Origin of the sequence: Alteromonas sp. K632G (assembly GCF_017653625.1) — a bacterium.
GTDB classification, from domain to species: Bacteria; Pseudomonadota; Gammaproteobacteria; order Enterobacterales; family Alteromonadaceae; genus Alteromonas; species Alteromonas naphthalenivorans.
The window spans coordinates 128,218-148,884 of record NZ_JAGGDM010000004.1; the positions used below are offsets into that span (position 1 = coordinate 128,218).

General features: G+C 44.2%; 13 protein-coding genes. 5 read left to right on the top strand and 8 right to left on the bottom strand.

All coding sequences use genetic code 11. The features are described 5' to 3' along the window. Positions 1-12: 12 nt before the first annotated feature. From J5X92_RS05800 to J5X92_RS05810, 3 genes are all read right to left on the bottom strand, one after another. The gene (locus tag J5X92_RS05800; RefSeq protein WP_208805033.1) at positions 13-1,620 is read right to left on the bottom strand and encodes a carboxyl transferase domain-containing protein; all 1,608 of its coding nucleotides are present in this window, start codon (positions 1,618-1,620) and stop codon (positions 13-15) included. An 85-nt stretch (positions 1,621-1,705) separates the two neighbouring features. Further along, positions 1,706-2,875, bottom strand: coding sequence for an isovaleryl-CoA dehydrogenase (locus tag J5X92_RS05805; protein WP_208805035.1), 1,170 nt, complete (start codon positions 2,873-2,875; stop codon positions 1,706-1,708). Next, the gene (locus J5X92_RS05810; protein WP_013784514.1) at positions 2,872-3,279 is read right to left on the bottom strand and encodes a MerR family DNA-binding transcriptional regulator; all 408 of its coding nucleotides are present in this window, start codon (positions 3,277-3,279) and stop codon (positions 2,872-2,874) included. The genes J5X92_RS05805 and J5X92_RS05810 overlap by 4 nt, the downstream gene beginning before the upstream one ends. A 268-nt stretch (positions 3,280-3,547) precedes the next feature. On the opposite strand from J5X92_RS05810, the gene J5X92_RS05815 reads away from it, so the two are divergent. Next, on the top strand, positions 3,548-4,723 hold the full coding sequence (locus tag J5X92_RS05815; protein WP_208805037.1) for an acetyl-CoA C-acyltransferase: 1,176 nt from the start codon (positions 3,548-3,550) through the stop codon (positions 4,721-4,723). Positions 4,724-5,046: 323 nt separating this feature from the next. Next, complete coding sequence (locus tag J5X92_RS05820) at positions 5,047-6,516, top strand: transporter substrate-binding domain-containing protein (RefSeq protein WP_339891802.1); 1,470 nt, start codon at positions 5,047-5,049, stop codon at positions 6,514-6,516. Positions 6,517-6,604: 88 nt separating this feature from the next. Here the strand turns inward: J5X92_RS05820 and J5X92_RS05825 are convergent, their stop codons facing one another. After that, positions 6,605-8,260 carry a FapA family protein gene (locus J5X92_RS05825; protein ID WP_126872155.1) on the bottom strand — a complete coding sequence of 552 codons (1,656 nt, stop codon included), beginning with the start codon at positions 8,258-8,260 and terminating at the stop codon, positions 6,605-6,607. Between the two features lie 149 nt (positions 8,261-8,409). After that, a complete protein-coding gene (sbcB, locus tag J5X92_RS05830; RefSeq protein ID WP_013784510.1) occupies positions 8,410-9,843 on the bottom strand; it encodes an exodeoxyribonuclease I in 1,434 nt (477 codons plus the stop codon). A gap of 166 nt (positions 9,844-10,009) precedes the next feature. Here sbcB and J5X92_RS05835 point away from each other — a divergent pair, with 166 nt between their 5' ends. The 3 genes from J5X92_RS05835 to J5X92_RS05845 all read left to right on the top strand — a co-directional run bounded on the left by J5X92_RS05835 (position 10,010) and on the right by J5X92_RS05845 (position 14,358). Then, positions 10,010-10,855 carry a PDC sensor domain-containing protein gene (locus J5X92_RS05835; RefSeq protein WP_148112471.1) on the top strand — a complete coding sequence of 282 codons (846 nt, stop codon included), beginning with the start codon at positions 10,010-10,012 and terminating at the stop codon, positions 10,853-10,855. Positions 10,856-10,884: 29 nt separating this feature from the next. Beyond that, positions 10,885-13,686: an ATP-binding protein gene (locus J5X92_RS05840; RefSeq protein ID WP_208805041.1), complete on the top strand. Its 2,802-nt coding sequence runs from the start codon at positions 10,885-10,887 to the stop codon at positions 13,684-13,686. A gap of 252 nt (positions 13,687-13,938) precedes the next feature. Further along, a complete protein-coding gene (locus tag J5X92_RS05845; RefSeq protein WP_013784507.1) occupies positions 13,939-14,358 on the top strand; it encodes a CBS domain-containing protein in 420 nt (139 codons plus the stop codon). 175 nt (positions 14,359-14,533) lie between these two features. Here J5X92_RS05845 and J5X92_RS05850 read toward each other — a convergent pair whose 3' ends face one another. From J5X92_RS05850 to J5X92_RS05860, 3 genes are all read right to left on the bottom strand, one after another. Continuing rightward, the gene (locus tag J5X92_RS05850; protein WP_208805043.1) at positions 14,534-16,825 is read right to left on the bottom strand and encodes a phytase; all 2,292 of its coding nucleotides are present in this window, start codon (positions 16,823-16,825) and stop codon (positions 14,534-14,536) included. Continuing rightward, positions 16,818-17,804 carry a metallophosphoesterase gene (locus tag J5X92_RS05855; protein WP_208805044.1) on the bottom strand — a complete coding sequence of 329 codons (987 nt, stop codon included), beginning with the start codon at positions 17,802-17,804 and terminating at the stop codon, positions 16,818-16,820. The genes J5X92_RS05850 and J5X92_RS05855 overlap by 8 nt, the downstream gene beginning before the upstream one ends. Before the next feature lie 130 nt (positions 17,805-17,934). Then, a complete protein-coding gene (locus tag J5X92_RS05860) occupies positions 17,935-20,640 on the bottom strand; it encodes a TonB-dependent receptor (protein WP_208805046.1) in 2,706 nt (901 codons plus the stop codon). Positions 20,641-20,667 lie beyond the last annotated feature (27 nt).

A 20,667-nucleotide genomic window follows, 5' to 3' on the forward strand; every position in this document is an offset into this window, starting at 1 on the left:
AATTCCCCTCAACTACATGCGAAAGACACCGAAGCGGGTGTCGGGTATAGGTTGATTTAATGCCGCAGATAACGATAGGCCTAACACTGTGCGGGTATCAGCAGGGTCGATAACGCCGTCGTCCCATAATCTGGCTGAGGCATAATATGGGTGTCCTTGTTTCTCGTAGGTGTCGATAACCGGTTGTTTGATGGCGTGCTCTTGTTCGTCGGTCCAGGCTTCACCTGCACGTTCTTTTTGATCCCGCTTTACTTGAGCTAGCACGCCAGCGGCTTGTTCGCCGCCCATTACCGATATGCGAGCATTTGGCCACATAAATAAGAACCTGGGATCGTATCCACGGCCGCACATCCCGTAGTTTCCTGCACCAAAACTACCGCCAATTAATACGGTAATTTTAGGGACTTGGGCACACGCAACGGCAGTAACCATCTTGGCGCCGTGTTTAGCTATCCCACCATGTTCGTACTGTTTACCCACCATGAAACCAGTGATGTTTTGTAAAAATACGAGGGGAATTTTACGCATTGCACATAATTCAACAAAGTGTGCGCCTTTTAGTGCACTTTCGCCGAATAAAATGCCGTTATTGCCAATGATGCCCACCGGATAACCGAAGATGCGCGCAAATCCGCACACTAACGTAGTGCCGTATAAGGGTTTAAATTCATCAAAGTCTGAATCATCTACTACCCGAGCGATAATTTCTCGCACATCGTAAGTTTGTTTTGAGTCGGCAGGCACGATGCCGTAAATCTCTTTAGCATCGAAGCGCGGGGGCTTCGGCTCTGCCACATCTAATGCAACATGCTTGGTACGGTTAAGCCTAGAAACTGCATTTCTTGCAAGAGATAGTGCGTGATGATCGTTATTGGCTAATTGGTCTGCTACCCCTGAAATTCGGGTATGCAAGTCACCGCCGCCAAGCTCTTCGGCAGTTACCACTTCACCTGTCGCTGCTTTCACTAGTGGTGGTCCACCTAAAAAGATGGTAGCTTGCTCTTTTACAATTATGCTCTCATCTGCCATGGCGGGCACGTAGGCACCGCCAGCTGTGCATGACCCCATTACCACCGCAATTTGTGGAATATTCTTTGCCGACATGTTGGCTTGGTTAAAGAAAATACGGCCAAAGTGTTCTTTGTCGGGAAACACTTCATCTTGATAGGGTAGGTTCGCACCGCCTGAATCTACCAAGTAAATACACGGCAGGTTATTTTCTTCTGCAATGGTTTGTGCGCGTAAGTGTTTTTTCACGGTAAGCGGGTAATAACTGCCGCCTTTTACCGTGGCATCGTTAGCCACTATCATGCACTCAATACCTTCCACGCAACCTATACCGGCTACTACGCCCGCGCAGGGTACATAATCGTCGTACACATCCCACGCCGCCAATTGGCCTATTTCTAAAAAGGGCGTGTTGTCGTCAATTAAGGCGTTAATTCTGTCTCGAGGAAGTAATTTTCCGCGTGATTGATGGCGTTGGGCAGCTTGTGCCCCGCCGCCTAATGAAACTTGTTCTATTTTTGCAACCAAGTCATTTACTTGTGCTTGCATGTGCTGCGCATTGGCAACAAAGGTGTCTGATTTTGTATTTATCTTTGAACGTAGAACGGGCATACCCCCTCCTGTTTGTTCAGTGCGACCTTATAAGCCGCACAGTCTGTCGTTAAGAGCAAAAAGCTGAACTGACACGTTATAATTATTATTTTGATTCGTTAAACAATTCGCGGCCAATAAGCATTCGGCGAATTTCTGAGGTACCCGCACCAATTTCATACAACTTGGCATCTCTTAATAATCTGCCCGTGGAATATTCATTGATATAACCGTTTCCACCTAAAAGCTGAATGGCGTCTAAGGCCATCTTGGTGGCTAATTCTGCAGAATATAAAATGGCGCCAGCGGCGTCTTTTCGGGTGGTATCACCGCGATCGCAAGATTTTGCAACGGTGTACACGTAGGCTTTGGCGGCATTCATTTGGGTATACATATCGGCCACTTTGCCCTGAACAAGTTGAAATTGACCAATAGATTGACCGAATTGCTCTCTGTCATGAATATAGGGTACAACCACATCCATACAGGCTTGCATAATGCCCAAGGGGCCACCAGACAGTACCAATCGCTCGTAATCTAGCCCGCTCATGAGCACCCTAACGCCTTCGCCTTCTTTACCCAGAATATTTGCTGCAGGTACTTCACAGTCTTGGAATACAAGTTCACAGGTGTTTGAAGAGCGCATGCCTAATTTGTCTAGCTTTTGTGCGCGGGTAAAGCCTGGGAAATCACGTTCTACAATGAATGCGGTGATCCCTTTGGGTCCGGCTTGTGGGTCTGTTTTTGCGTAAATGACAAAGGTATGGGCGTCTGGACCATTGGTGATCCACATCTTGTTGCCGTTCAAGATATACTTATCGCCGCGCTTTTGTGCACGCAGCTTCATACTCACCACATCTGAACCCGCATTAGGCTCACTCATGGCCAACGCGCCAATGTGCTCACCAGACACTAATTTAGGCAGATATTTCTCTCGCTGTTCGTCGTTGCCGTTTCTAAAAATCTGGTTTACGCATAAGTTAGAATGCGCACCATAACTCAGGCCAACACCTGCTGATGCGCGGCTCACTTCTTCCATTGCGATGGTATGGGCTAAATAACCCATATCGGCGCCGCCATATTGCTCTGATACCGTAACCCCCAACAAACCCATTTCACCCAGCTTGGGCCATAATGCATTGGGGAATTGGTTATTAGCGTCGGCTTCTTCTGCTAACGGGGCAATTTCATTTTGTGCAAACTGGAAGACTTGCTCGCGTAATAAATCGATATCTTCGCCAAGGTCAAAGTTTAATGTAGGGTAGGAGGTATTCATGCAATTTTTCCTTGTTCTAATTCCGCTAGCTCTTCACGGCATCGCGCTTCTACTTCATCGAGTTCTTGCATCAGGCTTTGAATATCCTCAAGTTGCTGATGAAGTACAGCCCGTTTTTGTGCGGTCATTTCCAACATGGTGCCTAGCTGAACGGCGGAATTGCCATTGGTGTCGTACATTTCGAATAAGGTTTTAACTTCTGCTAAGGAAAACCCCAATCGTTTCCCTCTAAGAATGAGCATTAATCTCACTCTATCTTTGTTGTCATACACACGGTTTTGCCCGGTACGCTTTGGGCTAAGTAGCCCTTGCTCTTCATAAAAGCGAATGGATCGGTGAGTTATATCGAACTCTTTTGCCAGTTCACCTATCGCGAATACCGACTCTTTCTCGTTGTTATTCATAACACGTACCTTTGGTCTTATGTCGTTGTCTTGTGCTGTTTACAAAAAGACTTTCCCTGAATGAAAGGGGATTCTTGACACTAAATATATTGAGGTTTACGTTAACGTTAATTACCTTTTACGTTAAGGTAAAGTAACATTTTGCTAACGTCAATTTTTCATATGTGAGATAGTTCGCTTATCTAAACATGGGTGTCTACATTTTTATACGAAAGTAAAGTTAGTTGAATATTATTCCATAAATTACAAATGGTTAGGAGTTCAAGTGATGAGTAGTGAAACAGTAGTGATCGTAGCAGCGAAGCGCACACCAATGGGTGGCTTCAATGGAAGTCTGTCTGGGGTAGCCGCCACCGAACTAGGTGCCACTGCCATTAAGTCGGTGTGCGATACATTCGATGTAAGCCACGTTGATGAAGTTATTATGGGGTGCGTTTTACCTGCTGGCTTAGGTCAAGCGCCCGCTCGTCAGGCATCGTTAGGCGCAGGCCTTCCTCTTAGCGCAGGCGTAACCACCATTAACAAAGTGTGTGGTTCTGGTTTAAAAGCGGTAATGCTGGCTCACGATTTAATCAAGGCCGGTAGCGCTGAAGTGGTTGTAGCTGGTGGGTTCGAAAGTATGAGCAATGCGCCGTATATGTTGCCAAAGGCAAGAACAGGCTATCGGATGGGGCACGGACAAGTACTCGACCATATGATGTTAGATGGTCTTGAGAATGCTTACGATGGTAAGGCGATGGGATGTTTTGCGCAAGATACAGCGGATGCTGAAAACATTACGCGAACTCAAATGGATGAATTCGCGCTTAGTTCGCTTTCAAAAGCCCATGAAGCGATTAACAGTGGTAGTTTTAAAGATGAAATCGTAAATGTGACTATCTCAGGCCGCAAAGGCGATGTAGTCGTTGATACTGACGAAGGCCCAGGTTCTGCGCGACCAGAAAAGATCCCATCCCTTCGCCCTGCATTTAAAAAAGACGGCACGGTAACCGCAGCAAATTCCAGCTCTATTTCAGATGGTGCGGCGGCGTTACTCGTTATGAGTGAATCCAAAGCGCACGCGCTGGGATTAGCCCCACTTGCTAAAGTGGTAGCCCATGCTACACATTCTATAGAGCCAGAGAATTTCACAGTAGCACCTGTTGGAGCAATGGAAAATGTGCTTTCTAAATCAGGCTGGTCTAAAGATGAAGTCGACTTGTTCGAAATTAATGAAGCCTTTGCCATGGTTACTATGTTGGCAGTTCAAAAGCTGGGATTAGACGAGCGAAAAGTGAATATAAAAGGCGGCGCGTGTGCGCTTGGTCATCCGATTGGCGCATCGGGTGCACGAATCTTGGTCACCTTGCTGCACGCGCTTAATCAAAAGAAAGCGACAAAAGGCATTGCCTCTTTATGTATTGGGGGTGGGGAAGGCGTAGCACTAGCGGTTGAAATGCTATAAGCAGCATGCTTGATTGATGTCAAAAAAGCATGACTTTGAAGTAAATGGCACCACAATCCGGTGCCATTTGTGTTTTAATTATCCTAATAAAGCGTTCATTATCCGTCGCTGCATAGATTCGATTTATTATTGACGAGTGTCGAATAATTAAACGAGTTTTTCAGTATGTAGCAACTATGAAACGAAATGGCGGGTAAATTGCCTAAATTTTGGCTGAATGTGTTGGTATCGTGATTTTTTAGTTTAGACCGATGTTGCATTTGCAGGCGCTAAGTTAGATACTCTGGTATGCGATTTTTCGCATTTTACGTATTTGTATTTAGGTGGTCTTTTTGATTTCTTTCAGGTGTTTACGCCTTGTCTTCTCCGTAATTGTGCTTACGCTTTCTTACTCAGTGGAAATAGCAGCACAAGCGCTTCAACAGAACGTTTCTCAACCGCAATCGGCAAACAACACGGCTCCTCGTGAGGTGACGTATTGTGTCGATCCCGATTGGGCACCTTACGAAGCCATACGAAATAATAACCATGTTGGTATTTCTGCTGATTATATTAATACTATTTCGGAGCTCTCTGGCTTAACCTTCAAGCTTGTGCCAACTGAATCATGGGAACAAAGTTTGGCATTCGTACAGGAAGGTACCTGCCAAGTCATCTCCATGCTGAACGTTTCTGACTTTAGAAAACAGTTTCTTTATTTTTCCGCGCCTTATTTTGAAGCACCCAATATTTTAGTTGCCCGTTCAGGCACACCTATTTTACAAGGTTACGCAGGCATTGGTCACAGGACTGTTGGGGTAGTGAAGGGCTACAGGCAGGTAGAGTACATTTCCAGGCATTATCCTGAGTTAAGGCTTAAATTAGTACAAACCGAAAGTGAAGGGCTTGCTGAATTAGCAAGAGGAGACATCGACGTTATGGTGGGCTCGTTATTAAGCGTAAACACGCATATCAATAATCAAAAGATAGATAACGTGAGCATTGTGGGTTACGCGGAGCCGTTCGATTCACTTGCGTTTGCTGTGAATAAATCTTCTCGCGACATTATTCCTATCTTAAACACTGCAATTGCCACTATTCCAGAGAACCGAAAGGTTGATATTTATAAGCAGTGGAATAACGTTCAGGTTCGTTATGAACGGGATTATTTTAAACTGGTGGTAACCACGTGCTTTGTATTGTTGGCCATTGTTTGCTTAGTGTGGCGCAATAGAACAGTGTCACAATTTAAACGTTTAACAAAGCAGAAGAATGATGAAATAGAATCGTTGCAAACGACCTTGTTAGACAGAAATCGTACCCTAGAATTTTTGTCAGCCCACGATACTTTGACTGGGTTATATAACCGCAATCACATGATTCAAAAAGCAGAAGAAGAAATTTCTCGCTTCCACCGCTTTCATACTACCGCATCGTTAATTGTTGTGGAGATTGAGGTTAAGCGCGATTGTCGGGGTGAATTAAACGAGTTCGATAGAGAAAATATTTTAAAGCAGGTTGCGTCCCAATGTCTTGCGACCGTAAGAGAAGTAGATATTGTGTCACGCTTCACAGGCGAACAGTTCATCATTTTGTGCCCACAAACCACCTTAGACGCAGGACGGGTTCTCGCTGATCGACTTGTAGAATGTATTGACGAAGACGTACTTACCAAAAATACTAAAATGCAAGTCAGTGCGGGCTTAGCTGAACTAAAAGAGAGTGAAAACTTCACCGATTGGTTTGAGCGCACAACGAAGGCGCTGTATCACGCTAAAAGATTGGGTATAGCGAAGGTATCAATAGCAGACTAGCGTGGGATAAAGTGACGCCTAGCCTGCTGCAGTAAACATTTTTAAACACTGCGTGGCGGTTTAGATTAGCGATGCAAACGCTAGCGCTTTAAATAATAGGTTCGTAATGCCATTGGTGCGAGTCGTAATGAATATGGGCGCGCTCATACTCACGCTCTGAGCGCCAATTACGATTGTTCAGTTTAGCTGTTACACCAGGGTACAGTTTCTTATTGGCAATAAGCTTAATATCTTGTTGGTACTGAACTTTTGCATCGCTAATTTCTAGCACTTTCGACTCAATCCAATCAAGCAACGCGTTTTCGTTGTCGAACATTTCAAGCGCCTCAGCCACTTTTGTTTTAAGCTCCTTGGGCACTTTTTTACTTTTCAAAATATCAATTTTTTCTTTGTGCTTGCTATTGTTTTCACGTAGTTGGCGCACAAGTTCGTCTAACGCATCTTTACGTTCAAGTAGTTGAGCAAAGCCAGGGCTAAAATCGACTTTAAGCATGCTACCAGATACTGCACCAAGGGTGCCGGCCTCTATTCTATCTTGACTTACAATATCGCAAGCAAACAAGTTACCCATTGGTTTGTCTATTTGGCCCACAATAACGGCGCCACCACAGTGAAGCTTACTATAAGCTAATTGACGGCCAACGGTAATGTTGCCTGAACAGTGAATTTCGATACCTTGACCATGCTGAACATGAATACTGCCTTTCGCTATGAGGTGGCAGTTGAATTCACCTGCGCTGTCATTTAATTTCCCCATCGCACCTTCGGTGATAATAATATCGCCACCAGACTCAATGTGAGCAGACTCGACGAAACCATTTATGGTAACGTCACCTTCTGCTTTTATTTGCATTTTTTCTGTTACGTCGCCATTAACCAGCACTGCACCTTCATAATTTACGTGACCCGTACCCACATTAACCCCGTTACAAATATAGGTATCGTCGATATTCATGGTTTGGTCTTGGTATTTCGGCATACCCGCAATGGATGACATTAATAAATTTTGATCGTTATCAGCCTGAACGGTACCGGTACCTTTGCGAAATTCTACCCACTCACCAGGAATGGGGGGTAGCTTGCTACCGCGCACATCAAAACCACTTCTGCCTAGGGTAGGCTCTGTTCTGCGAAGCACAGGGGTGTCTACTTTTACGCAGATAACCTCACCTAGATTGCGCATATCTACCCGCTCACCTTCGTTGGTTTGCGGTTTTAATATACGTTCAAGCGCATTGGGTACTAACGGAATAAATCGCGATGAACGGCCATTTCTAGCAGGTAGGCCTTTTGCTACTGTACGCTCGATGATGGTGCCTGGAGGTGACTTTCGTGCTTCCATTAACATGGCTTCGATAACGCGTGTGCCAAGGCCTCGATGAATGTTGTTTTTTAAGGCTAAAGACTTAATGGTATTTATCGTGGGAGATTTTCCACCGTAGGGTGACGTGATCACAAGGTTGGCTGTCATTGCGTCTTCAGGAATACGAAACTCTATTTCGGCGTTCCGTCTCTCACCAACTCGCTCTTGGACTACGGTGTTATCACCGGTTTTGAAGTAATGATTAGCAGTATCGCAAGCCGATTTTAAAGCCGCATCGGAAACATATAACCGTTTAGTTTCACCGGTTGCTAACTCCGTTTTTACTTGGCGTATGTCTATTTCTTTAGAGAACTCTGAAGGGTTTAGTGTCAGATTTATATAGGTTCTTGTTTTATCAAAACTTATTGTTACGCCGTTCATTACTACATTCATCCTTTGAGCAGTCTTGCTTACTTTTCTATAGTCAATATCGACCTTAACGCTGCAGACTTAAGCGTGTTTCTGCATTATTGCAGAGAACAATAACGCATTAGACATAAGTTTAATGTAATGCGTTTCATTGCGCCGCGTCAAAGGTTTTCGGCATATTGAAATAATGCTCTTAAAATAGCTTGTTTTTCGGGGTTATCAACATGTTCATGAGCAAGGCGTTCTAACGTACTCATATAGTGTTCAAGCGTAATAGATGCTGACGAAGTGGGATCAGTTAAACGCGCTTGTCTATGTCGTTGCCACTTCAAGGTTTCATCATAAGTAAGTGTAGACGGGAAATTACGTGCTCTATATCTAAACAATAAAGCCCTAAGGCCGACATGTTGAGTCTCTTCAGCTAATGCGCCAAGTTGTTCTGGGCTTGATGCTAGCACTTTGTCGCACCAATGGCGGTCTTCAGTACTTAAAAAGCCACCGCTATAAAGCGCGTGATCAATATCTTGCTCTTTGTCGTCTGTGTCGTTTTCATACACGTTTGACAGCTTCATGCCTAAGTCACGTTCTTGTGCCAGAATGCGATAATTTTCAAGGCAGGTATCTCTGTCTAACCCTAATCTATGCGCATTGTCCTCAGTCATCGCTTTTGCGGTAGTCACAAAAGGGGAACGGTTAATATGAATGAGCTTCAACCCTGGGCGCAAACTATTGGCATCACTGCCAGGCTCGTAACGCGCGTAAAGTTTGGCTTTTATTTCTTCGGGAGAATCGTTAAGTAGGCTATCGATAGGCTTTGATAAATCTACAGCAATAATCGCGTTACTGTTGGTCGGGTGTTTTGCAATAGGCATTATCCAGGTACAACACCCTTGGCTAGCAGGCAACTTAGCTGAAATATGCAACAGTACGGAAGGCTTAGTTAAATCAAACTGGTTAGCCACATTGTGCTTACTACGAAGGGAATAAGCATATTCAAATAACCTAGGCTGCTTTTCTTTGATTAGCTTTGCCAAGGCAATAGTGGCATGAACGTCACTTAATGCATCGTGCGCGTTTTCGTGGCTTATGTCGTTTTCTTTAGTTAAGTGCTCTAATTTGAAGCTAGGCGTACCATCTTCGCGAGTGGGCCAGTTTATGCCATCAGGGCGAAGTGCGTAGCATGCTCGAGCCAAGTCTATAATATCCCAACGGCTATTGCCGTTTCGCCATTCTCTAGAGTAAGGGTCATAGAAATTTCGGTAAAACAAGAATCTAGCAACTTCATCATCGAAGCGTATGCTATTAAAACCCAAACTGCAGGTGTTGGGCGTCGACATTTCCTGATAAATACGCTTGGCAAAATCAGCTTCGTTCGAGCCATCTCGCAAGGTTTGCTGAGGCGTAATACCGGTAACCAAACAGGCTTCAGGGTGGGGCAAGTAATCGTTCGCAATGGCGCTCATAATATTAATGGGCTTACCAATAATATTAAAGTCCAGATCGGTTCTAATGGCAGCAAACTGACAAGGTAAATCTTTTTGTCCACTGGTACCGAACGTTTCGAAATCGTACCAAAGAAAGCTAGGTTCGTGCATGTTCTAGGTTACATTTTTGAATAAGTGTCATCATGCTGGCAGTGTACACTGCGTGGGTTTGAATACCAAACCTAGCTATTTAAAATGAAATTGATTCATAACTTGCCAATCTGCAAATCTGAAACTAGTTTTTAATGTATATCAGATAATTGGAATATAGTTCACCTTGGCAGCGGTTATAAAACAGAAACTGGGAGCAAAGTATTCCCAAAAAATGCTGGGTTTCGCTGTTGTTGGGGCAATCCTAGTCACTGTATTAGTGGCTTTTCTATTCGAAAGCAATCTTTCGCAAAGCGTTTTAGATGATGTGTCGTCCCAGTTAAATCATCAAACGAGTGAGATAGAGGGCTTTACACAACGCCAAGCGGTTCAATATGCTGATAATTTAAAATTTTTACACGCTACGCCGTCTGTATCTGGCATTCCCCGTGCTACTGAAAACGCTGGGGTAGATCCTAAAGAAAATACCAGTTTTACCCTTTGGAAAAAGCGCTTAGAGACAATTTTCATCGCCTTTATAGAAAATAATGAAGAAGTTGATCAACTACGAATTATCAGTATAGGTGATGGCAAGGAGGTTCTGCGTGTTGAACGATCGGGCGGCAAAATATCTGCGTTAGCCGATAGAGAACTTCAAGTAAAAAGTACCAGAGACTACTACAAGGAAAGTGCTCAATTATCTCGCAATGAACTGTATATGTCTGGTATCAGTCTTAACCGCGAATACGGCAAAGTGGAGTACCCTTACAAACCTGTATTACGTTTATCATTGCCTATTTTTAGCGAAACCGGCCGAAGGTATGGCTTTATCATCATGAACATAAATACCTCTATTGCGTTAGCCGGCATGACTGAATTCGTATCTTCCCCCAGCAGCTGTATCTCACCGATGATGAAGGCTTCTTCATTTTACACCCTCAAAAACGTTTTAATTTCAGCAAAGACCTTGCGCCAGAAGCCACTTGGGAAACGCAATTTTCTTCTCCTGTTTTTGAAGGTGTTAGGCACGTAAGTAGGCGGGTTGATGGTGTCGTCAGTGACGTGTTCATTGCGAGTCGAAAAGTGGTGGTAAGTAGTTCCCCAGGGCAACAATTCGTTTACGTGCATCTTGCCCTACCGGCTGACACTATTACCGGTTTAATGAACGAAAGGCGATTGGCTGTTTATGGTTTTCTTTTGGCAATGTCTATGGTGTTCGCAGCAGTATTACTGTTCTTTCATCGAAGTGCCAAAAAGAGCTTTGAATTGGCGGAAGCTCGCGGAGAGTCGGCAGCCATTGTCGCTGGGTCTAGTGACGCCATTGTCGCTGGGTCTAGTGACGCCATTGTCGCTGGGTCTAGTGACGCCATTGTCAGTATGGATATTGATGGCATAGTGAAAAGCTGGAATATGGCCGCAGAGCGGTTGTTTAGGTTACCAAGCTCAACCATCTTAGGTCATCACTACAGTGCCTTTGCGTCGATACGCCCCATTGCTTGGGATAAATACCTAAATGCTGAGGTAGCGCGAATCGGCTATTTTCAGGATGAAATTTTATTTAAACAAACATCAGGTATTGAGAGTTGCCTAGCGGTTACGGTGTCTCCCATTTGGGGGGATCAAGGGCAGTATTCAGGCGTGGCAGTGGTTTTACGCGACATTACAAAAGAACGTAATACCCAACGCGCTATCGAGAAAAATAATCTAGAGCTTGAAGAGAAAGTGCAAAGCCGCACTAAGCAACTGGCAGAAGCGCGTGATGAAGCCCAAGAAGCTAGTCAGGTAAAAAGTGCGTTTATCTCTAGCATAAGCCATGAAATGCGAACACCTTTAAACGGCATAATCGGCTCACTTAATTTGCTAAAACGTCAGCCTCTTTCTGCTAAAGCGGAACAACTGGCGTCTATGATGGATGTGAGTTGTAACAACTTAAGTGTTTTAATTAATGACATATTAGATATGTCGAAAATTGAGGCCGGGAAATTAGACTTGAACGTGCAAGCGTTTAATCCTGTGCAATTAATAGAAACATTATCTTCATCATTGGCGGTACGAGCTCACAACAAAGACTTGGAATTTCTTGTAGATACCACAGAGTTAAAAGCTGAAGCATTGGTGTCAGATCCCCATCGGGTATCTCAAATTATCAGTAACCTAGTAAATAATGCCATCAAATTCACCGAACGAGGTCATGTGGCGCTCACTGCATCGCTGACACGCAATGACAAGGATACCGCCCAGCTCAATGTGACGATAACCGACACCGGGATCGGCATAGCAAAAGAGCACCAGTCGAAGCTTTTCACTGCCTTTACACAAGCAGATGCCTCTGTTGCTACCCGATTTGGGGGCACAGGGTTGGGTTTATCTATCTGCAAACAACTTAGTGTATTGTTGGGTGGCGATATCAACTTTTCTTCCACGCAAGGCCAAGGTAGTTCCTTTTCGTTTTGGATTTCAGTGGATGATGTTACTTCGGCAGATAGTCAGCAAAACTTGGCATTATCTAATAAAATGGACGGGTTGCGTTTAGCTGTGTTTGCTCAGTACCCACCGCTTGCAGAAAATATTAACGCCTTAATTAAGAGTGAAGCTGGTAGCAGTGTAGAAACTTACACCGGCATCGTTTCATTCGAGGAGGTTTCTTGGGATACCATTGATGTAATTGTTACTGATTACAATAACCCTATCTTGTCGGTCGTGGACGAAAATTGGGACAATTTGCTTAAACAAATATCTATTCCTCATATCTGTATGTTGCAAAGTATTGGAAAACAAGCCACGTATTATGCCAACTTTACGCCGGCTATTTTAACTAAGCCCTTATTGAAATCTGAGTTCTTAAAAGTCGTTGACAGCTCTTCCTCTGAGTTCATCGATAGCCCACCTGCACAGCAAGTCGAATCCAGTGCAACTGATATGGAAAAAGAGAGCATAGCTGGGGCTCATGTATTAATAGTGGATGACAACGCGATTAATATAGAGGTGGCCAGAGGCGTTCTCGATAATTTGCCTGTGTCGGTGAAAATTGCTAGTAACGGTGAACAGGCGCTAGATATTGTAAGGGAATGCGAAAAAGAAGGGCACTATCTTCATTGTATTTTGATGGATTGCCAAATGCCAATAATGGACGGGTATGCTTGTACTAGCGCTATCCGAGATGGCCGCGCAGGGCAAGTACATCAGCAAATTCCTATTATTGCTATGACGGCAAATGCAATGTTAGGGGAAAAGGAAAAGTGCATTGCAGCAGGCATGAGCGACTACGTTACCAAGCCTATAGTGGCAAGCATGGTAGAGCCTAAAATAATTAATTGGATCCAGTCAGCCTACAGCCCCCAATTTCTAGGTAAATCGGTCATGGACGAAACTCGTGTAGTACACAATGAAGTGGCAGATGAAAGATCGTCTTTGGCATCGACATCTGGCTTTGTTGAGCCTTCATCACCTTTATCTCCCTCAACACATGCATCGCCAACAACACCTGTAGCATCTATCTCATCTACCACACCTTCTTCGTCAGAGGGAAGCGATACGCCTGTTTGGGAAAAATCACGGGCCTTGATGCGGTTAGCGAGTAACCAAGTTCTATTCGATAAAATATGTGAAATGTTTATTGAAAGTGTGCCTAGAAAATGTGATGAAATTAAAGCTGCTGTAAACGACAAAGATACCTCTAAAGTCAAACTAGTGTCTCATACCATTAAAGGTATGGCGGGGGATATTGGCGCAGTGCGTGTGCAAAGTCGTTTTAGTGATATTGAGCGACTGGCCAAGCAGGAACAATTGCTAGAAATAGACAATGCATTGCCAGAAGCCATTAATGAGATAGCCGTATTTTTAAAGGAGTTAAAACCAGCCTAGGCTAGTGTGCTATGTGACATTTATGGTAAGTGCGCAGTTTGGTTTAAAAAGCCGCTTAAAATAATGTTTTAGTGAGCAAATTCGAATAGAAAAAGTAGCTGTCATAAGCATAGTCTACTAGGCTTAAAGCGTAACAGAAATAATTTGATTACAAAAAAATAACATTGCGTTACATCATTACTATAACAAGCAGTGCCGTCTCGTCTTCAGGCTGTATAAAAATATAAAAGACGCCGCGGCCGGGAGAGAAATATGGAATCGTTGCTAGTCAGTGATTATATGAATACTCACCCCGTGAAATTAAATGGGGATATGACGGTGGCCGAAGCCGTAGAGGCTTTATTGGCTTGCGGGCAAAGTGGAGGCCCAGTGATTGATATTAAAGGGAAGGTAATTGGCTTTTTGTCTGAACAAGATTGCATTGCTCAAATGATAGCGTCGAGTTACTACCGAGAACAGATTTGCCGAGTGGCAGAAATAATGAAAGCGCCGGTTGTGGTTATTAAACCGTATCTGTCGGTAATAGAACTTGCACAATTACTGATTAAAAATAAGCCTCGCGTTTACCCTGTGGTTGACGACGATGGGGTATTGGTTGGAAGTATTAACCGAACGGCAGTGCTTCGAGCAATAGACGTACAACTTCGATCGGGCTATCAGCGCGCTAGCTAGCATTGGTCGTTTTGTAAAAGCATTCCAAAAGTATAAAGGGTAAGCCATTCAGCTTACCCTTTTTTTGAGTAACATATTGTTCTCATATCGTTTATCTCAAGCAGCTCATCGGCGCCTGATTATGGAATATGGCTATAAAAACGGCTATGAAAAATGATTGAGAGCAGTTAATTACCTAGAGTGAGTTGCTTATGTGTGTGCTTACGTGAGTGCGAATAGCATCAGCTAAGTCGTCCCCAGCTACAAACTTAAAGTTTTGCCGTTGGCTAGGCATCACATTTCTTCCATCTTGTACCACCAATAGCCCACCATTAAAGGGGCCGCCTAGATTGACGTTGGAGGTTTCAAGACCATCGGTTTCCGACACCCCATCAATGCCTTTATCATAATTTGCACCAATGCTAATCATACCCACCAAACTATAAGGTGCCTTGCTTTCATAAACAGCGTACTGATTATTGCCTTGGCTAGAAGCAACTAAATAGCGTACACCGTCTACATCGAATAACGATAAACCTTCGATGTCAGCGGTAACCGGGGATTTTATAGGAACAATAAGCATGGGTGTCTTGTTAAACGTTTTGCTAAGGGTTGATGAAGGCATTGTTTCGGCTTCAGAAACATCCAACGCCCATATGCCTGCACCTTCTTCTCCCAAGTAGGCAATTTGTGTATCGGTGTCTACAACGCAACCTTCCGGCTGAGACGGCAATTCAAAGTCGTGAATTAGGGTGGCAGAAACGCGTGAAGCATCTTCTAAGGTATTCAACTGATAGTGCAAGTACCGGCCATCAGTACTATTTACTAATACTTGGGTGTGATTATTGTTTGAAAATGCACACAGCCCATAAATATCGGTTAGCGGGGTAGGGATGTTAGTGTTGAAGGTTAGCTCGCCAGTTTTCTTATCGATGAAAAAGACTGACATGCTGTTACTGCTTCGGTTACTTGCCACTGCGATATCGTGTTGTGGTGCCCAGTTGTATGCCACGCCCACGTTGTTTACTCGTCCTACCTTGTGTGAGGCAACTAACTCACCTTGTAAGTTGTAGGTATTTAGGCTGCCTTTTTTGTTAGTGCCAATCACCAAACTTTTAGATGGGTTGTTTTTGTTTACCCAAATAGCAGGATCATCGGCTGCATCACCATAATTTTCCACCACATCGGTTTCATAAACAGGCTGCAGTTCTATAGCAGAAAACATGGGTGTCTTGTTAGTGGGGACGTCATCGTTTGTGATGGGTGTCTCTCTAGTGAGGTTTTCTTTTTTTACTATGGGTGTCTTGTTAAGCGTAATGGGTGTCTTGTTAAGCGTATCGCTAAGTGTGGGTGTCTTGTTAAGAGATGCTTGGCTTGTTTTGCAAGCGTACAGCGCTTTTATGGCGTTAGTGATGTCGGTGGTGAAGGTGCTGCCTGAGTTGTCATCGTAGATGTTGGCGAAAACCGTATCGCTTTTTACCGACAGCGCGATATCTTCTGGGGCTATGTCTTTATCAAAACCAAAGAAGGTTGTGGCGCAGGTATTGTGCAGCCAAAGGCCGTTGTGTTCTGGGCTTACCCACGCGGCAAGCGAGCTTTGTGTACTAGGGCTGTTTGTAACTGTGCTGTCTGTAACTGAGCTGGAGGAAAACAAGTTACGTGCCTCCAATCCATTAAGCGTAGCAACACCTTCAACCGGGGTGTCAGGCTGGTTGAAGGTAAGCGTGCGCTCGACCTCTGCTTCTTCATCTGCAGGCATGGCCCATACACCCGCGTACTCGTCGGCTAAATAGAGGGTAAGTTCCGCGTGACGTGCCGCTGAACGATTAAACTTTGAGTCAGAAACGTAAATGTCAGAAGCGTTGTAGTTAACCCCAAGCGCACAACTTTTTATGCCTGGACCAATAGCCAGAGTTCGTAAATTATGAACGGTAAGTGTGCTATCGCTTTTATCGGGTATCGCTAAGTACTGGGTGAGCATGCCTAAGGCATCGATATTAACGAACTGTAATTTGCCGTCGATATTAGCACTACACAAAGCTTCCGAGTCTTTCACTTCAGTTGCTGATGTTTGGATAATGCGAATGGTGTGGTTTGGCGTATTTTCAGTACTTATTTTATAGCTACGTACTTGTTGGCTGTTAATATCAAATACTAAGGTTTGAATATAGCTGCTGTTAGTATGCTCTAATTCATCAGAAACTACGTAATTTCCTGCATTAACAAAGTGGCCTTTTTGCGACGCGAGCATATTTTTGTTATCAGAAACGGTCAAACCATTGGTTTCACTAATAGTTACGCTTATCGTCTTACCGTTTAATTTGTATGTTGTTTCAAAGTCAGTAGAAACATTAGAACCAGTTTTTGTTAGCGTTAGGTCGGCTACGCTTGATGCAACTGCATTCGCACTTGTCATAACGGCCAAGCAAAAAGCGAATTGAGTTGTTTTTATGGCAAATGTTGTAAGGCTGTTCTTTACTTTATTCATTGCCAGTTCCTTTTGTTCCAGCGCTAAGCTTTTGCACTTTATGGCGATAAATCACGGCCCCTTTGTGGTTAATAAAGGTAAATCCAAGTTCGTTATTAGTCATACTTACCGCCACAAAACCCCCCGTCGATTCAGCAAAACGGGTAAAGTCGTAATGTCCTACTGGGCGCACTTCTGAACCACCACCAGATACAATATGTACCAGCGAGTCATTGGGTAACTGGTTATGTTGCAAGTCATGTTCGTGGCCAGCAATGTAGGCGTCTACGCCGTGCTGATGCAGTATAGGCTCTAGTACATTTTTAATAGCGCTGGTTGTGCCATAACGTTTTCCACTTGAATACAGAGGGTGATGGCCAATCACAATGTTCCATTTAGCATTGCTGTTTGAAAGCATGGTGTTTATCCACGCTAATTGCTTTTTTGAGCCTTGAGAATAGGCTTCTTGGTATTTCGCTTCAGTGGCGTAATCTGGGTTTAGCGGGTTAGTGTCGATAAATAGAATAAGCGCAGTGGTATTATCTTCTAATTGTACCGTTTTACTATAATACTGCGCGGGCATGTCCCAACGTCGACTCACTTTACTGTAGTCAATTTGTGCTTGCCAATTGCCGCGATAATCATGGTTGCCCAGCACGGGGTGCCAATCAACAAATAAGTGGGGCTGATGGTAAATGTCTTCAAATGAAGTACGCCAGTATGGGTCTTCAACCGACGCCACCCCGTTATCGTAAAAATTATCGCCGGTAGTGGCGATGAATTCAGCATCAAGCTGGTAGCTGGCAATGTCCATCCATTTAGCGACATCCCGTTGATAAAAATGGCCATTGCGGCCCCAGTCACCCACCACTAAAAAATGAAAAGCATTATCTTCACCTTCAAGGTTATTAATGTGGTGTTGTTGGTAGTAATTGTGTGATGTGATTTGCCCTTGGCACGTCAGTGACAAAAAGGCAAAAAGAAGCAGTAGTACGCGCATGAATTTATCTCTAATAAGGGCGCGCTTGTAGCGCGCCCATTTTTTAAACGCCTGTGTATGACGTTTAGGGTTTAACGTATATTTAAACGTAAGATCTTGTTTTACAAATATGGGTAAATAATGCGCTTAATTAGCGCATTTGCCATGTAAAACCTAGCTCAAACGTACGGCCATATTCTTCAAATTGTGCATTATTAGTGCGCGAATCGAAGTAGTTATAAAATGGCTCGTTATTGATGTTGATTGCGTTGAAATACACCTGCATATCATCGTTAATGAAATACTTTGCAGTGAAATCTAGCTGGGCATGTTCATCTTCAAAGCGCAGCATGTCGCCATCAATTTCCTCAAAGTTTTCACTCTTATAGGTCATGGCTAAGCGCAAGCTAAAGTCGTTGGCTTCGTAACCAAAGGTTAGGTTTCCAATGGTGTCTGACTGGTTAGGCAGTTGAGTTTCAAACTTTTCACCGTCTAAGAATGTGGTGGCGTCTGAATCGGTGAAGGTGGCATTGGTCGACATAATAAAGCCGTTGTTAAATGCTTTAACCCACGACAATTCTAGCCCGTGTAAACTGGCACTTTCACCGTTAATGGCTTGAATGGCTTCATCGTAGTCTTCCCAACCTTCGGTGCCTGCAACATCGGCATACACCACAAAGTTATCAATATCTTTGTAGAAATAACCGGCTGACAGTACGCCAATATCACCTGGGTAGTACTCTATAGATAAATCAAAGTTTTGTGCTTCGTAAGGTTGAAGCTCTGGGTTGCCCACTTCTGCTTCTCGCTCGGTAACAAAAACGCCGTCATCTTCTTCAGTTTTGCTTTCGATAATTTGAAACGCAGCGACATCTTCAAACTTAGGGCGTGAAATGGTTTGCGTATACGCAGCGCGAAGTTGAAGTTTATCTGAAAACGCGTAGCGAGCGTTGATGCTGGGTAACCAGTGATCGTAATCTCGCTCGGCTTCCCATACCGTGTTAACCACGTCTTCAACATCGGTTTCTTCATTTTCAATAAGTTCAACACGCATGCCTGAGGTACTGAAATCAGTGCGCTCGTAGCGTACACCAGCCACAATATGAAGCTTATCAATATCAACACTACCCATTACGTAAGCAGCAAAGATATCTTCTTCATTGACATAAGTAGCACCATTAGATTCAATCTCTGAATCAAGTTCGGCCAATTCTAGTGCAGCACGGTTAGTGTTGAAATAATCACGCATACCAGAACGAGACAAGCCCGGACCAAAATCGCCTAGTGAATATTCTGGTGAGTCATCACCGAAATCAGCAGGATTAATACCGTCAAAATCGCCATCGTAAATGAATATGCTGCTGTCGCGATCTTTTTCGCGGCTACGATATTTTGTGCCTAATTTTAATTCACCCAAATAGCTGCCAAAGTTTACAGGGCGGGCCAAATCGAGTTTGAAACTGGTTTCAGTGTCTTTGGTATAGTTATCTTCAAACGAAATTTCATCAAGCTCGTACGTTGATAAATCCAATGCATCCGCATTTTGAGTAATAGCAGGGCGAATAGTGGCCAGATTCGCATCAATACTGTCGTTTTCAGTCACAAAATTATAGTAGAGCGCGTCTGGCTCATCTTCATCAGATTTGGCATAACCAAGTTGCCAATCTGCTTTCCATGTTTGTAACTGATGTTCACCGCCAAGGGCCACGGTGAAGATGCTTTGGGTTTCTTTTCTGTCTTTGCTGCCACGCTCAATTTCTGAGTCTTCACCATCTAGGGTGAAGGTATTACTTAAGCGGTATTCTTCGTCTGAAAACTCACTGTACAGAGTGCGAAGATAATACTGGTTGTTAAAGTTTGGACGGTAATCAAGATTTACTGCTCCACCCAAACGTTCGCGAGTAATGGTGTACTGGCGTTGTTCTACCTCATCATCGCCATTACTTTCAACGTTGTCAGAGCCGAAGTCACGGTCAAAATAAGAAAGGGCAGCAGCAATACCCCAATCAGGCGTTAATTTTTTTGTAATGGTGCCAGATACTTTAGGGCTGACTTCGTCACGCAAGTCATTTTGGCTACCTTGTACGGTAATGCTCGCCGTATCTTGTTGTTTGTCGAACGCGCTAACACTGGTCACTTCAACAGAGCCGCCGATGGCATCGCCGTCCATATCAGGGGTAACCGACTTCGACACTTCAAGGGTTTGAATTAGCTCTGATGGAATAACATCTAATGCCACCGAACGTACACCAGATTCTGGTGAAGGAATGTTTAAGCCATTAATGGTCACGTTGTTTAAGTTAGGATCGATACCGCGAATGCCCACAAAGCGGCCTTCGCCTTGGTCGCGCTCTATCGACAAGCCTGGTAAACGTTGCAACGATTCTGCGGCATTTTGGTCGGGGAATTGCCCAATGGCATCGGCAGATACCACATTAGATATACGGTTAGATACACGCTGTTGGTTAATCGCGCTAGCTTGGCTACTACGTTGACCTAGTACGAGTAACTCTTCAAGTTCGTCACCTTCACCCAGCTCAATTGTAGGGCGTACCGTGTCATCATCGCTTACTGTGACTTTCTGCGTGACCGTTTCTTCACCTAAATAAGAAACTTCTAAGGTATAGGTACCCGCAGGTACACCCGAGAAACGAAAGCTACCGTCGCGTCGAGATTCTGTGGTTAAGTTCAGCTCTACAAGTTTCACCTTAGCGCCTACGTACACTCGCGCTTCTGCGGCGTCGTTGAGTGTGCCGGTAATTGCGCCGTTAGCGGCTAAGGCTTGATGAGACAGGGAAAGGCCAAGGGCGGCAATACAGGCAATGCGTAATGTAGAATAGCGGGTTTTAATTTTCATTCTTAATCCGTGAGCAATGTGTGCAAA